Source organism: Aliihoeflea aestuarii, from assembly GCF_024105665.1.
Lineage (GTDB): Bacteria > Pseudomonadota > Alphaproteobacteria > Rhizobiales > Rhizobiaceae > Aliihoeflea > Aliihoeflea aestuarii.
On the sequence record NZ_JAAAMK010000001.1, the window covers coordinates 623,577 to 638,535 of the forward strand.

The 14,959-nt window shown below is 63.7% G+C and carries 13 protein-coding genes; 9 read left to right on the top strand and 4 right to left on the bottom strand.

Annotation, left to right across the window (positions count from 1 at the left end):
* The first annotated feature begins 707 nt into the window (after nucleotides 1–707).
* Nucleotides 708–2,660 (top strand): M23 family metallopeptidase, encoded by a 1,953-nt coding sequence (locus GTW25_RS03120; RefSeq protein WP_126006809.1) that lies wholly within the window; start codon nucleotides 708–710, stop codon nucleotides 2,658–2,660.
* Between the two features lie 141 nt (nucleotides 2,661–2,801).
* On the opposite strand, the gene GTW25_RS03125 is transcribed toward GTW25_RS03120, so the two are convergent.
* Complete coding sequence (locus GTW25_RS03125; protein ID WP_126006811.1) at nucleotides 2,802–3,086, bottom strand: HXXEE domain-containing protein; 285 nt, start codon at nucleotides 3,084–3,086, stop codon at nucleotides 2,802–2,804.
* A 545-nt stretch (nucleotides 3,087–3,631) separates the two neighbouring features.
* Here GTW25_RS03125 and GTW25_RS03130 point away from each other — a divergent pair.
* Complete coding sequence (locus GTW25_RS03130; protein ID WP_126006814.1) at nucleotides 3,632–4,960, top strand: APC family permease; 1,329 nt, start codon at nucleotides 3,632–3,634, stop codon at nucleotides 4,958–4,960.
* A gap of 252 nt (nucleotides 4,961–5,212) precedes the next feature.
* Nucleotides 5,213–7,204: a heme lyase CcmF/NrfE family subunit gene (locus tag GTW25_RS03135; protein ID WP_235897759.1), complete on the top strand. Its 1,992-nt coding sequence runs from the start codon at nucleotides 5,213–5,215 to the stop codon at nucleotides 7,202–7,204.
* Nucleotides 7,205–7,275: 71 nt separating this feature from the next.
* Here the strand turns inward: GTW25_RS03135 and tlpA are convergent, their stop codons facing one another.
* The 3 genes from tlpA to GTW25_RS20550 form a co-directional block, all read right to left on the bottom strand.
* The gene (gene tlpA, locus GTW25_RS03140; protein ID WP_126006816.1) at nucleotides 7,276–7,941 is read right to left on the bottom strand and encodes a thiol:disulfide interchange protein TlpA; all 666 of its coding nucleotides are present in this window, start codon (nucleotides 7,939–7,941) and stop codon (nucleotides 7,276–7,278) included.
* Nucleotides 7,942–8,266: 325 nt separating this feature from the next.
* Nucleotides 8,267–8,446 carry a plastocyanin/azurin family copper-binding protein gene (locus GTW25_RS20545; protein WP_308206225.1) on the bottom strand — a complete coding sequence of 60 codons (180 nt, stop codon included), beginning with the start codon at nucleotides 8,444–8,446 and terminating at the stop codon, nucleotides 8,267–8,269.
* 6 nt (nucleotides 8,447–8,452) lie between these two features.
* Nucleotides 8,453–8,725, bottom strand: coding sequence for a cupredoxin domain-containing protein (locus GTW25_RS20550; RefSeq protein WP_308206221.1), 273 nt, complete (start codon nucleotides 8,723–8,725; stop codon nucleotides 8,453–8,455).
* 178 nt (nucleotides 8,726–8,903) lie between these two features.
* Between GTW25_RS20550 and GTW25_RS03150 the strand changes: the two genes are divergently transcribed.
* The 6 genes from GTW25_RS03150 (at nucleotide 8,904) to trbJ (ending at nucleotide 14,947) form a co-directional block, all read left to right on the top strand.
* Nucleotides 8,904–9,785 carry a LysR family transcriptional regulator gene (locus tag GTW25_RS03150; protein ID WP_126006818.1) on the top strand — a complete coding sequence of 294 codons (882 nt, stop codon included), beginning with the start codon at nucleotides 8,904–8,906 and terminating at the stop codon, nucleotides 9,783–9,785.
* Between the two features lie 256 nt (nucleotides 9,786–10,041).
* Nucleotides 10,042–10,992 carry a P-type conjugative transfer ATPase TrbB gene (gene trbB, locus GTW25_RS03155; protein WP_201744847.1) on the top strand — a complete coding sequence of 317 codons (951 nt, stop codon included), beginning with the start codon at nucleotides 10,042–10,044 and terminating at the stop codon, nucleotides 10,990–10,992.
* Nucleotides 10,989–11,354 carry a TrbC/VirB2 family type IV secretion system protein gene (locus tag GTW25_RS03160; RefSeq protein ID WP_126006822.1) on the top strand — a complete coding sequence of 122 codons (366 nt, stop codon included), beginning with the start codon at nucleotides 10,989–10,991 and terminating at the stop codon, nucleotides 11,352–11,354. The genes trbB and GTW25_RS03160 overlap by 4 nt, the downstream gene beginning before the upstream one ends.
* 14 nt (nucleotides 11,355–11,368) lie before the next feature.
* Nucleotides 11,369–11,632: a VirB3 family type IV secretion system protein gene (locus tag GTW25_RS03165; RefSeq protein WP_126006824.1), complete on the top strand. Its 264-nt coding sequence runs from the start codon at nucleotides 11,369–11,371 to the stop codon at nucleotides 11,630–11,632.
* Between the two features lie 7 nt (nucleotides 11,633–11,639).
* On the top strand, nucleotides 11,640–14,168 hold the full coding sequence (gene trbE / locus GTW25_RS03170) for a conjugal transfer protein TrbE (protein ID WP_126006826.1): 2,529 nt from the start codon (nucleotides 11,640–11,642) through the stop codon (nucleotides 14,166–14,168).
* 2 nt (nucleotides 14,169–14,170) lie between these two features.
* Nucleotides 14,171–14,947: a P-type conjugative transfer protein TrbJ gene (gene trbJ / locus GTW25_RS03175; RefSeq protein WP_126006828.1), complete on the top strand. Its 777-nt coding sequence runs from the start codon at nucleotides 14,171–14,173 to the stop codon at nucleotides 14,945–14,947.
* The last annotated feature ends 12 nt before the right edge of the window (nucleotides 14,948–14,959 follow it).

The window sequence follows — 14,959 nt, forward strand, 5'->3', positions numbered from 1 at the left end:
GATCTCTCGCTGCCGGGTGAAGCCGCTCGCAGCCGGTACGGCCTCGAGGTTTCCCTGCGAATCAGCCAGTCAGTTGGATAGCCGCCAGATGTTCCCACCTCTAGCAGCATGAGGTTCAAGCCCTCGCTCGTGTCCGCAGGACGAAATCACGATCGACGGCCGTCAACCGAACTGCGCTGACGGGTACAGGGCACTGCGCGATGCAGGAAAGCTGTCGATGCGCATCATAGACTGGTTTTCGCTCTCGACCACAAAGTCGCGTCCCGCAATTCGAGGGCTCGTGGCGCACAAAAGTTGCCCAAGAGCTTCCGCCTCCCCACCGCCTAAAAGCGTGGGGGTTTCCTGATCCCCTATCGGGGACTCTAAAACAGGCACCAATTTGGCGGACTCTATGAGGAGCCCTACCACAATCATGGCATTGGCCAGGCCAGACGGTGATCGTCGATGGCGAATGGATCCGCAAAGTGCGCGGGCTGGAACCTCTGAACCGGTCGGGTCATATTCGAGCCTAATTCTCTTCATAGTCGGACTACAGAAAGCCGCGAACGAGGCCGTCGGTGCAGCCCCATAGGGGGCGTTCCAAGACAAGCAACATTTTTGCGGCGGGGAGGAGTTCCTCCTAGCGGGAGCGATACGCGTGTTGACCACGATGGTCTTCGCGCTATGAGAGACACTTGTGAAGGCCTGAGGGATAGCAGCCACAAAAAATGCCGTCTGTCGATGACCCCCTTGCTTCGTTAGGGAACGAACCTCCGTTGGTTGTCGGCGGCCGCACTAAGCCACCGGACCGGCGTGAAGTCTCGATCCGATGGCTATCGGGAACATTTCTGACCGGCGTCACCTCAAGTATCTTGATGGGCGTGGCGCTGTTTGCGGCCCTCGACGGTCGCGAAGTTCTTGCCACGCCGCCCGAGGTTCTAAGCCTGCTTTCAGCCGATTGGTCCAATGACAGCCAGTTGGCCACCAAGGCGGGTCGACTCGTTCCGCCGCGCAATCTGGCGAGTCTGACCGACCGCAGACGGATGGAACTGGCAACGATGACCCGGTCGGGCGACCGCGATGTGTTGCGCACGATGCCGTTTGTCCAGGCCCGGATGTCGCTGGCGGCCGGCCATGCGACGAGCCGCGCATATCCCGCCTTCGACGGCTTGGAGATTTTTGCCGAGGAAGGAGTCGCTCAACCCACTTCGAGCGCGGGCATCATCTACGGCGCCAGCGTCGAGAACGTAGTCCGTCTGCGAACGATCGATTTTCCTCTCGAGACCGACGTCTCCGACGCAAGTAGCGATTTGTCAGCCGAAGAGGTTGAGGTCGTGGTGCGCAATCTCAGTGCCCTCCTCACCGATGGCGACGTGCGGGTCGCGGCTCTCCATTTCGTTGACCCTGAGCGTTTCGGCAGTTCGCCGACCATAAGTGATCTGCAAGGGCCTACCGGCATTCGGATCGTGGCGGAGAATGCTTCGGTTGCTATCCGGGCAAGGAGCGGCGATCCCATCCTCGACTATGCTGAGGACGTCATCCCCTTTCATGCCGAAGGCGAAATTGAGGAAGCGCTGGAGCGGGCAGGCTACACAAGCGCTAATGCAGATGGGATGGCGTCGGCCCTTTCCACCATGCTAGGAACGCCGGTGCTGAAGGCTGGCAGCGTTCTGCGACTCGGTATCGAGGCGCGTCTTGGGGAAAGCCGCATCGTGCGCGCGAGCGTCTACGATGTAGATCGGCATGTGTCCACAGTCGCTCTCAACGATAGGCGGCAGTATGTGCCAGGAAGCGAGCCGGAGCCTAGCCCCGCGTTGCAGGCGGCTTTCGACACCACTCACCCGCCCGCTATGTACAGCCGCGAAGATCCACCAACCCTCTATGACGGAATTTACCGAGCCGCTTTTTCTCATGGGCTGACGCGTTCCATGACCCGAAAGCTGGTTCGGCTGCTCGCCGCCGATGCTGATCTTCAATCGCGTCTCAATCAAGCGGACAGCATCGAGGTCTTCTTTTCACAGCCTGATGGCGAGGACAACGCTACGCAAGAGTCGGAACTCCTGTTCGTGCGGGCCACCATGGGTGGTGCCGAGCGCGCATTCTATCGCTTTCAGATGCAGGACGGCACTATCGGCTACTTCGACGAGAGCGGGCGTAGTGCCCGGCAGTTTCTCCTCCGCAATCCGATTCCTAACGGGAGATTCACGTCTGGCTTCGGCAATCGACGCCACCCGATACTCGGCTACGCCCGCGCTCATACTGGAGTCGATTGGGCGGCCCCACGAGGCACGCCGATAATCGCTTCCGGGGACGGCGTCGTCGAACAGGCCGGCTGGAGTGGCGGCTATGGCCGTCAGACCATCATCAGTCACGCGAACGGCTATCAGACGACCTTCAATCACCAGGACAGGATCGCAGATGGAGTGGTACCAGGCGCACGCGTCCGGCAAGGCCAGATAATCGGCTATGTAGGCTCGACGGGCCTTTCGACCGGAAACCACCTTCACTACGAACTCATCGTCAACGACACCAAGGTGGACCCGATGCGAGTCCGTCTGCCGGCGGAGCGAATGCTCGCAGGAGATGAGCTGCAGGCCTTCCTGGCCGAGCGAGCGAGGATCGATGGAGCTCTGATTCTGGAACAAGCTCGCACAACGACTTCCATACGTGCTCCCGTCTAGCGGCAAAAAGTGTCGGAAGGAGCGGGAGTGCATACCGCGCTCCTACCGAAAAATCATACGAACAAAGAGCCGATCGCCAAGGCGGCAATCATCGTTCCGACTACGAGGGCCAGCGCGACCTCTCCCTTGCTTGCTCGCTCTTCACGGATGATCCATGTAAAAAAAGAGCGTCGCCGGAATCGCAACGACAGCGCCGGTGACGGCTCCGGGGGAGTATTCCGCGAACATTACCCAGGTGGCGAGGTGAAAGAAGGCGTTGACGAAAAACTGCCACTGAAAGGCCATCGTCAGCACGACCCACTGGGCAGCCCCCGCCCTCCACGCGCAGACCAGCACCAGGAGAAAAAGCGGTATGTGGTTCGCTGCGAAAGCCTCGGTGGTCTCCGGCCCGAAGTTCCTTGTGACCCAGGCCGCAAATCCGGGCAGCTCTTATAGCGTGTGAAGGACAAACACAATGTAAGGCAGGAGGAAAGGCAGTTCCCTGTAGCCGAAGCCGCTACCGCTTTTGTCGGACTGCGAAAGGTTGATGGTCGCCATTTTTCGACTCCTTTTGGCAAGGCGACGAAAGCTTCACTGAAACCGCCGAAGCCCTTGCGCGATGAATGCACTGCCGAGACTGCCTGGTAACCCCATCGCGATGGCATTCTGGTTGATCTACCTGTGACCAGCACACTACCGGGTACAGACATTGTGGCTCGGCTGCGATATCGAGAAGGCTAGCAGCTCTAGTCGCTAGAGGAGCAAGGGGGAATGTTCTATCGGGCACTCGGGCCCGGTAGGGTCGGGAACCAGCATAGAGATCTTGCCTTGACGCCGTGTCTCTCGCCGCGTGGTGAGACCCGATCCCTCGGCAGTTGTCGTTTTCGGTTGAACCTCTAGCAGGTCGAGGTCCTAGAAATCCACTGACCGTTTTGTCGGAAGCGCACGAACGGCGTTCGAGATATCCGATCGAGGCAAGGATGCGAGGAAAGATGTCGAGCAGCGGAAACGAGCATCCAGCGCTGGCCAAGTCGCTCGGCGTTGTACGGCTGTCGCTCTATGGAGTCGGCACGATCATCGGTGCCGGGATCTATTCCGTCATCGCGCCGGCGGCCGGGGCAGCGGGCGATGCCATCTGGCTGAGCTTCGTGCTTGCCGCCGTGATATCGGCATTTTCCGGCCTGTCCTATGCTGAAATCGCCTCGGCGCTTCCAGGTGCTGGTGCGGAACATAACTTCCTGCGTAAGACGTTTCCTTCGTTTCCGGCTCTGGCGTTCATGATCGGGCTGTTCATCGCCGTTCATGGCGCGGCTACCCTGGCAACGGTGGCGCTCACCTTCGGCAACTACGCGCAGACACTCCTTCCGTTTGCGCCCGTCATCGTTGCCATTGCGCTCATGGGCGTCGCCACGATGATCAATATTGCCGGGATCGGCAAGGCGGCTTTCGTCAGCGCGGCCCTGACCGTTCTCCAGGTTTCATGTCTCGTGGGCTTTGCACTGTTCGCCATACCATCTGGCAGCAGGAGCTTGCAGGACGTCTCGGTCTGGCCCGACAATCCCGCCGGCATCCTTCAGGGTGCGGCTATCCTGTTCTTTATCTACTCCGGCTACGAGCACATGGCTTCCCTCTCGGAAGAGGCCAAGCGTCCCGACCGCGATTTGTGGCGCGCTTTCATGATCGCGCTGGGCATCACCACCGTCGTCTACATGGCCGTGATCTTCGGAGTTCTGAGCCTGATGAGCGCCGACAGTCTTGCAGGTTCCCAATCTCCGCTCGCCGATGCGGCCGCGCAACTGGGCGGCTCTTTCGGCATGATCATCATCGCTGCCGCCCTCATCGCTACCGCGAACGCCGTCGTGAGTTCCTCGCTGTCGGGGAGCAGGCTCCTCTTCGGCATGGCCCGCGACGGCGATCTTCCCAGTCCCCTATCCAGAACCCTGGGCTTCAGTCGCAGCCCGTGGATCGCCGCACTGATCTATCTCGTGATCGCATGCGCCTTCGTAGCCGTCGGGGAAATCGCGTTTGTCGCAAGCCTGTCCTCGCTGGGAGTGACCCTTGTCTTCGCCGCGATCAATACGGCCGTGATCGTCCTGAGGTTTACACAGCCCGACCTCGAGCGGCCTTTCCGGCTGCCATCGATCGCGAACGTGCCGCCGACGGCGGTCCTGGGAGTGGTGACCTCACTCCTGCTGGCCACTCAATATGATTGGGCCGTCTATCTGACGTTCGCCGGCGTGTTCGTACTTGGCGCGGTGCCGTACGTGTTTATCCGACGGCGGGGAAGCGCGACAACGCGGGCGAGCGGTGGTGAACCCTAGAGCCGAGGCCGGTTGCCGGGACCTCAGCGACGTGGTCGGGCTCTTGCACCTCATCCTGCTAGAGGTTGCATAAAGGGCTTGGTCGGGTCGGCGACATCGGTTTGCTCCGCCATTCCTGGCTGTTGATCGGAGAAGGGAGTTGGCGTTGGCGAACCCGGTGCTCATGCGTACGGACCGCCCCGTCGCGGCGAAACGGTTTGCGCGCGCGATCTCCAACTGTATTGCCCCTCGGAGGCTGCTCGGGACATCGCCATGATTGTTGAGTTGGGACATTTCGCGCTCGTGCTGGCATGTGTTCTGGCCACGGTGCAATTCTTCATACCGTGGATCGGCACGCAACTGGGCGACGATCGCCTCATGGCCGTTGCCAGGCCGGCTTCGGTTGCGGTTTTCGGTTTCGTCGCGCTGTCGTTCGCCGCGCTCACGGCAGCCTATGTCACCTCGGACTTCTCCGTTCAGAATGTCTGGGAGAATTCGCATTCGCTGAAGCCGATGCTTTTCAAGGTCACCGGGGTTTGGGGAAACCACGAGGGCTCGATGCTGCTCTGGGTCCTGATCCTGGCATTCTTCGGCGCACTTGTGGCGTGGTTCAGCGACAATCTACCGGCCAGCCTGCGCACGAATGTACTGGCTGTGCAGGGTCTGGTCGGAGCCGCCTTCCTTCTGTTCATTCTCGCCACATCGAACCCGTTCGCTCGAATCAACCCCGCACCGATCGAGGGCCGCGACCTCAACCCGATCCTGCAGGACATCGGGCTCGCGATCCATCCACCACTGCTCTATCTCGGCTATGTCGGCTTCTCGGTCTGCTTCTCCTTTGCGGTCGCGGCGCTGATCGAGGGCCGTATCGATGCCGCCTGGGCGCGCTGGGTGCGGCCGTGGACCCTTGCGGCCTGGTTGTTCCTGACGGGCGGTATCGCGATGGGCTCCTACTGGGCCTACTACGAGCTTGGCTGGGGCGGCTGGTGGTTCTGGGACCCGGTCGAAAACGCCTCGTTCCTGCCGTGGCTGTCCGGCACTGCGCTTCTTCACTCGGCGATCGTGATGGAGCGGCGCTCGGCGCTGAAGATCTGGACGCTGCTGCTCGCCATCCTCACCTTCTCGCTGTCTCTGCTCGGCACCTTCCTCGTGCGCTCCGGCGTGCTGACCTCCGTCCATGCTTTCGCCACAGATCCGGCGCGCGGCGTCTTCATCCTGATGATCCTGATCGCCTTGATTGGCGGCTCGCTGGCGCTGTTCGCCGCGCGCGCTTCGACACTGACGCAGGGCGGGCTGTTCCACCCCGTTTCGCGCGAGGGCGCACTGGTGCTCAACAACCTGTTCCTGACCACGGCGGCGGCCACGGTGCTGATCGGCACGCTCTATCCGCTACTGATCGAGGCGGTCACCGGCGACAAGATCTCGGTCGGCGCGCCGTTCTTCAACCTCACCTTCATCCCCCTCATGATCCCACTGCTTCTGGCCGTGCCGTTCGGGCCGCTGCTGGCCTGGAAGCGCGGCGACCTCTACGCCGTGGCCCAGCGCCTCTACTTCGCCCTCGGCGCGGCGCTGCTGACGGCGCTCGTGGTCTTCTTCTTCGTGGAAGGCAAAGGGGCGCTCGCCGCATTCGGCGTCGGCCTTGCCGTCTGGCTGATGCTGGGCGCGCTGACCGATCTGACGCTGAAGGCAGGCATCGGCAGCGTGGGTGCGGCAGTGGCGTGGAAGCGATTCAAGGGCCTACCGCGCTCGGTTTACGGCACTGCTGCGGCACATTTCGGGTTGGGCGTGACGGTGCTGGGCATCGCCGCCGTCACCTCGCTTGAGATTGAGCGAATCGTCGTGATGCAACCCGGCGACACGATGCCGATCGCCGGATATACGTTGCGTTTCGATGGTATCGCGCCGCATCGCGGCCCGAACTTCACCGAGGAGCAGGGCCGCTTCGTCTATCTCGACAGCGATGGCCGGCAACGCGGCGAGATAGTCTCGTCCAAGCGTCTCTACACCGCGCGCCAGATGCCGACCACGGAAGCAGGCATCGCCACCCGCGGATTCAGCCAGCTCTACGTCTCGCTCGGCGACCCCACCCCCGATGGCGGCGTCGTGGTGCGCGTATGGTGGAAGCCGCTGGTGCTGCTGCTCTGGCTCGGCGGCGTGGCGATGATGGCTGGTGGCGCGATATCGCTGTTCGATCGTCGGTTTCGGGTCGGCGCGCCGAGTCGAAATCGGATCGCACTCGCCCGATCGGATGTCCCAGCGGAGTGACGGCGCCTGTGTCGCAGCAACTCTAGCTCGATATTCGCGCAACCGGCCAGGTTGGACAGCCTGACAGCAGTTCACATCGCAGCTTCGATAAGCCGCTTGGCATCGTCGCTGGCCCATTCGGCAGGGCCATTCATGTGGGCGAGAAGGCATCCCTCCTCGTCTACCAACAACGTAACCGGCAGGCCGATGGCGAGCCCTCGGCGCTTCAAGTTGTTGAAGAGCGCGAGCGTGGAGTCTCGATAATAGGTGAGCTCGTCGATGCCGATCTCTTGCAGAAAGGCCTTCGGCCTCTCATCGCCGCCGGTATCGAGGTTGACGGCCACCACTTCGAAGTCCGGGCCGCCGATCGTGGCCTGCAGTTCGTTTAAGGCGGGCATTTCTTCCCGGCAGGGCGCGCACCACGTCGCCCAGAGATTGATGAGCAGTGTCTTGCCGGCCAGCTCCGCGACAGTCATGGCAGCGCCATCAGGCCCGTTGAACGCGAGGCTGCTCATCGAAAGCGGAGGATCGGCCGGAAGCATCGCCGCCACCTCTCCTTGGGCAGCCTTGTCGACAGCCGCGATCTTGTCGTCACGCGCAGGGCAGCTTTGGGTCCGATCGGAGGCGGTGGCTGATTGCCGCCCGCTACCAAAAGGGCCACCGAACACGTAGACGCCGACTGCGCCGGCACTCATCCCGGCAAGAATTGCAGATGCCATCAACACTCCGGTCGGCAGGCGGAATTTTCCCTGTGCCATCTCTCGATCCGATAAGAAAGAGCGGGTCTCATCTCCATCATGAGTGTAAACGATCCTGGCTACCTGGATGTCAATGCGCTTGTTGCCGCCAGCAAGCGGGTCGGACGGGGCTGGCGGCGTCAACCGACGCTGAAAATCTGAGTGTACGCAAGACCTGGACTCTGGGAGCACCTTCACACACTCTGGCCGCCGGATTCGTGCTCCTGATTCTCCCGGTCGGCCTCCCAGATTCGAACGCAACAGATCGGGTATTCTATAGGAGCAGCAGAAGTCGCCTAGTTGGCGAGCGCAAATGGGGTTCGCCCCATCCACATATTCTTCTGCGCTAGGTGGTCGGAACGGCGGCTAGGAGCTCGTCAAAAAGTTGCTTGGCCCTGGGCGGATGCCTCACCGCTCCGGCCTCCTCTAGGTTGGTTGGGGCGCCCACTGAGATCAGCATCACCATCCCCATGCCATAGTGCGGCGTACATTTGACCCCATAGAGGCCTTCCCCTTCGAGGTTGATAGTGACCTACTCGTTGAGCTTGCTCTTGAAGGGCTTTGCGTCGGCAGGCAACATCCCCGCGATACTCTCGGCATTGTGGGATTTGTCGGTCGGAACGAAGGTGACGGTGTCACCGGGAGCGGCGGCGACGAAGTCGGGCTCATAGCGTCTCTCGAAGCTCTCCAGACCGACCATTTCAAGGTATCGGGAGACGACATTCATCCCCTTGTGACGCGCGCCGAACAGGATGTTAGGCGATGTCAACAGGGCCGCAGAACTGCCGAGTGATGCCGGGAGCATTCTCCTGCGTTTCCCGTCTGTCTAAGGGGGCTAATTCCTCGGGGCTCTTTCTAGTTCAACACAGCTTTGAAACTTGATGCTCAAGGGGCTTGAGGTTTTATCACTGCAAATCGACTTTCGGACCTGAGCACGCTTTTCGAAAGAAAAGCGCAGCGCATCAAACGTTGGAGGATAATCGGTGGAAGTGCGCCACCTCCGCTATATTGTCGCCACCGCCCGCAACGGTAGCTTCAGTGCCGCCGCGCACGAGCTCAACGTCAAGCAGCCGATCGTTAGTAAGCGCATCAAGGAACTGGAGAGCGAGTTGGGCGTCGTGCTGTTCGACCGTTCCACAGCCGGGGCGCGACTGACGCCGACAGGGGAGGAATTTGTTGTCGCGGCCCGACGCATCCTTGAAGAAGCCGAGCGGCTGGGCGAACATATGCGGGCGAGTGCTGCTGGCAAGCTCGGTCGAGTCGTCGTCGGGTTCTATAAGTCCCTTTCTACGGGAGGCTTCCGTACAGCTCTGCGTGGCTTCCGCCGATGTTATCCCAAGATCGAGGTCGAGTTGGTCGAGTCGCCGTTTGTCGAGTTATCGGCCGGCGTGCTTTCAGGCACACTCGATACCGCGATCATCCTCGGCGATGCCGGCAAGTGCGACACTCTGGAAACTGTGGCGCTCTGGTCGGATCAACTTGTGGTTGCCCTGCCGGAAAACCATCCGCTCGCGGAGAAGCCGGTCATCTATTGGCCGGAGCTGAAGCGCGAGCGCTTCATCATCACCCACCACGATCCCGGCCCAGACATCCGTGCCGTGCTGCTTCGCCACCTCGCCGCACCGTCCGACCACCCCGAGATCATCACTCGCCGCCTCAGCCGCGAAAGCCTGCTGAGCGAGGTCGCGGACGGCCAGGGCATCGCGCTGCAATGCGAATCCGCTGTCGGGCTTTCGGGCCTCGGCGTAGTGTTCCGCCCGCTGCACGACGGCAACGGGGCAACACGTCTCGGATACATCGCCTGCTGGAAGCCGGACAACATCAATCCCGTGCTGAAGACCTTCCTCGACGCCTTGAAGCCCTGAGCGTGATTCGGCCGGGCGGGCTTTTCCACGTGATCGACGCCAGATCGGCCGCCGCATGCTTCAAGTATTTTTTCGCTCGCCTACGACCGGCTACGAAATCGCAAATAATCTGGTTGCCCACCCATAGTTTGTGCCTTTCTTGATTGTCCCCGTCGCCATCCGACCGTGAGTGCGGATGGCCGGAAACGGGGGCGGAATGCCGGCGCATCGTCATCAGAATGAAGGCCAGAGCGCGGGATTGTCGCGAGGCGCGCGGATGCTGCGCACCGCGCTCGGCCCGGCCATCGCCCGCTATCTCGAAGACCCATCTATCGTCGAGGTGATGCTGAACCCGGACGGCCGCATCTGGGTCGATCGGCTGCGCGAGGGCCTCGTCGCCACCGGCGACATGCTGCTGCCGGCCGATGGCGAACGGATCGTGCGCCTGGTCGCGCACCATGTCGGCGCCGAGGTCCATCCCGGCAACCCACGCGTCTCGGCCGAATTACCCGAGACCGGCGAGCGCTTTGAGGGTCTTTTGCCTCCAGTCGCCACCGCGCCGGCCTTCGCCATCCGCAAGCCGGCCGTCGCCGTGTTCACCCTTTCTGACTACGTGGCCGCCGGCATCATGACCGCCACCCAGGCCGAGGTGCTGCGGCTCGCGGTCGAGAGGCGCAAGAACGTGCTGGTCGCCGGCGGCACCTCGACCGGGAAGACCACGCTCACGAACGCGCTGCTCGCCGAAGTCGCCAAGACCGACGACCGCGTAGTGCTGATCGAGGACACGCGCGAGCTGCAATGCGCCGCGCCCAACCTCGTGGCGCTGCGCACCAGGGAAGGCATCGCCTCGCTCTCCGATCTCGTGAAGTCGTCGCTGCGGCTGCGGCCAGACCGCATCCCGATCGGAGAGGTTCGTGGCAGCGAGGCCCTCGACCTGCTCAAAGCGTGGGGCACCGGCCATCCGGGCGGCATCGGCACCATCCACGCAAATACCGCGATCGGGGCGCTGCGCCGACTGGAGCAGCTCGTACAGGAGGCTGTGGTCACGGTCCCGCGTGCGCTAATCGCCGACACGATCGACCTGATCGCCGTGCTCTCCGGTCGCGGCTCGGCCCGCCGCCTCGCGGAGATCGCCCTTGTCGAAGGGCTCGATCCCGCCACCGGCGACTACCGCACCCTCCACGCAACGCTCGAAACCCCCAGCCCCACACAAGGAGACTCCGCATGACGACGAAGCCCGATCCGATCCGCAGCCTGCGCAGCCGGCTGCTTTCCGGCACGTTCCTGGACAGCCTCGGCACGGCCGGCATCACCGCCGCCGGGCTGCTCTACACCGCGCCCGCCTGGGCGGCCGGCTCCTCGATGCCGTGGGAGGAGCCGCTTCAGCAGATCCTCGAATCCATCGAGGGGCCGGTCGCCAAGATTGTCGCCGTCATCATCATCATCGTCACCGGCCTGACGCTCGCCTTCGGCGATACGGGCGGCGGCTTCCGCAAGCTGATCCAGATCGTGTTCGGCCTGTCGATCGCCTTCGCGGCCAGCTCCTTCTTCCTGTCCTTCTTCTCCTTCGGCGGCGGGGCGCTGGCGTGATGCCGGGATCGCTGATGGACGAGGACGTTCGCGGCTTCTTCGCGCCGGTCCACCGGGCGCTGACCGAGCCGATATTGCTCGGCGGCGCGCCGCGCGCCGTCGCAATTCTCAACGGCACGCTGGCCGGCGCGGTCGGTCTCGGCCTGCGGCTCTGGATCGCCGGCCTCGCCATCTGGGCGATCGGCCACTTCGCAGCCGTCTGGGCGGCGAAGCGCGATGCGCTGTTCGTCGACGTGGTGCGCCGGCACCTGCGCTACCCGACCCATCTCGGCGTGTGAGGCGGCCATGCTCAATCTCTCCGAATACCGCAAGCGTTCCGCCAGCCTCGCCGACTTCCTGCCCTGGGCGGCCCTAGTGGCGCCCGGCGTCGTCTTGAACAAGGACGGCAGCTTTCAACGCACCGCGCGCTTCCGCGGCCCCGACCTCGACAGCGCCACGCCGGCCGAGCTGGTCGGCACGACCGCGCGCTTGAACAACGCCCTGCGCCGGCTCGGCTCCGGCTGGGCGATCTTCGTCGAGGCGCAGCGCAATCCGGCGACCGACTATCCCGACAGCCGGTTTCCCGACAGCGCATCCGCCTTGGTCGACATCGAGCGCCGCGAGCAGTTCGAGGACAGCGGCGTGCTGTTCGAGTCGAGCTATTTCCTCACCTTCGTCTGGCTGCCGCCGGCCGAGGAAGCCTCCCGCATGGAATCCTGGCTCTACGAGGGCCGCGAGCGCAGCGGTGTCGATCCGTGGGAACTGCTCAAGGGCTTCGTCGACCGCACCGACCGCGTGCTCAATCTGGTCGAGGGCTTTGTCCCCGAGGCCGAATGGCTCGATGACGCCGAGACGCTCACCTACCTGCATTCCTGCATTTCCACGAAGCGCCATCGCGTCCGTGTGCCCGAGACGCCGATGCACCTCGACGCGCTGCTCGCCGACCAGCCGCTCGCCGGCGGGCTGGAGCCGCGCCTGGGCGGCTTCCATCTGCGCACGCTGACCGTGATCGGCTTCCCGACGACGACATTCCCCGGAATCCTCGACGACCTTAACAGGCTCGCCTTCCTCTATCGCTGGTCGACGCGCGCCATCATGCTCGACAAGACCGACGCGACCCGGCTGGTCACGCGCATCCGTCGCCAATGGTTCGCCAAGCGCAAGTCGATCGCGGCCATCGTCAAGGAGGTGATGACCAACGAGGCGTCGGTGCTGATGGACACCGACGCGGCCAACAAGGCGGCCGACGCGGACGCCGCACTTCAGGATCTGGGTTCCGATCAGGTCGGAGAGGCTTACGTCACCGCCACGGTGACGGTGTGGGATGCCGACCCGTCGATCGCCGACGAGAAGTTGCGCCTGATCGAGAAGGTCATCCAGTCGCGCGACTTCACCTGCATCGTCGAGGGCGTCAACGCCATCGAAGCATGGCTCGGCTCCATCCCCGGACAGGTCTATGCCAATGTCCGCCAGCCGCCGATCTCGACGCTGAACCTTGCCCACATGATCCCGCTGTCGGCGGTGTGGGCAGGACCGGCGAAGGACGAGCATCTCGACGCGTCGCCGCTGTTCTATGCGAAGACCGAAGGCGCGACGCCGTTCCGCTTCGCGCTCCATGTCGGTGACGTCGGCCACCTGATGCTGGTCGGGCCGACCGGCGCCGGCAAGTCGGTGCTGCTGGCACTGATGGCGCTCCAGTTCCGTCGCTATCCCGGCAGCCAGGTCTTCGTGTTCGACTTCGGCGGCTCTATCCGCGCCGCAACGCTGGCGATGGACGGCGACTGGCAGGATCTCGGCGGCTCTTTCTCCGACGACGCCGAGTCCTCCTCGGTCTCGCTCCAGCCGCTCGCCCACATCCAGCATACGCCGGAGCGGGCATGGGCCGCCGACTGGCTGGTCGACATCCTCGCGCGCGAAGGCGTCGCCATCACGCCGGAGGTGAAGGAGCACATCTGGACCGCGCTGACCTCGCTCGCCTCCGCGCCGCTTGAGGAACGCACCATCACCGGCCTGACCGTGCTCTTGCAATCCACTGCACTCAAGCAGGCGTTGCGGCCATACTGCATCGGCGGGGCGCATGGCCGGCTGCTCGACGCCGAGCACGAATATCTCGGCGCGGCAGAGGTGCAGGCGTTCGAGACCGAGGGGCTGGTCGGCACCAGGGCTGCGCCCGCCGTGCTCTCCTATCTGTTCCACCGGATCGAGGCCCGCTTCGACGGACGGCCGAGCCTGCTCATCATCGACGAGGGCTGGCGCGCTCTCGACGATGGCGGCTTTGCCGACAAGATCAAGGAATGGCTGAAGACGCTGCGCAAGAAGAATGTCAGCGTCGTCTTCTCCTCGCAGTCGCTCGCGGACATCGAAGCCTCGCCGATCGCGCCGGTGCTGGTCGAAAGCTGCCCGACCCGCATCTTCCTTGCCAACGAGCGCGCCATCGAGCCGCAGATCGCGACCGTCTATCGCCAGTTCGGCCTCAATGACCGCCAGATCGAGATCCTCGCCCGCGCCACGCCGAAGCGCGACTACTACTGCCAGTCCCGGCGCGGCAACCGCCTGTTCGAGCTTGGGCTGGGCCACATCGCGCTGGCGCTCTGCGCCTCCTCCGATAAGGCCGCCCACGCGCTGATCGACGAGCTGCTGCGCGACGGCTCGCGGCCTTACTTCCTCGAAGCCTGGCTCCACGCCAACGGCCTCGCCTGGGCGGCCGAACTCGTGCCCGAGCTTTCCAACGTCATCGACCGATCCGCAGTCACCGACGCGCCGATCGCCTCGCATGATACCGGCACGGCCGGCGAGACCGATCCCGTCCACCCGTCACCCGAACAGGAGGTTTGACCATGCCACACACCACTCGACACGCCCACCTTCGCCGCGCGCTCGCCGGCGCGATGGCGCTGTCGCTCGCCGCGCCCGCCATCGTCGCCGTCACCGTGCCCGCGCACGCGCAGTTCTTCGGCGGCCGCATCGTCTACGACCCGACCAACTACAGCCAGAATCTTCTCTCGGCCGCCCGCGCGCTGGAGCAGATCAACAATCAGGTGACGTCCCTCGCCAACGAGGCGCAGATGTTGCTCTACCAGGCGAGGAATCTCACCAGCCTGCCCACCTCCATGATCTCCGAGATCGAAGGCAATTTCTCGGAGATGAAGAGCCTGCTCGGCGAGGCGGAGCGGCTGGCCTACAGCGTGCAGGACATCGAGAGCCAGTTCTCCTCGACCTATCGCGACTTCGCCGGCGACAAGACCGGCGAGCAGCTTGTCGCCGCCGCCCGCGAGCGCTGGCAGCAGTCGCTTTCGGCCTACGAGCATTCGCTGAAGGCCGGCGCGACCGCCGTGGGCAATATCGACGGCACGCAGGCGCAGACCCGATCGCTGGTCGGCGCCAGCCAGTCGGCGGTCGGCATCCTTCAGGCGACCCAGGCAGGCAACGAGCTGCTCGCCGTGCAGGCGAGTCAGATCGCCGACCTGACCGCCATGCTGGCCGCGCAGGGTCGCGCCGAGGCGCTGGAGCAGTCCCGCCGCGCGGCTGCGCAGGAGCAGGCCCGCGAGCAGTTCGGCCGCTTCATGTCCGGCCGCGACTACAGCCCGTCCAGCGTGCGCATGTTCAACGACTGAGGACACGCACAC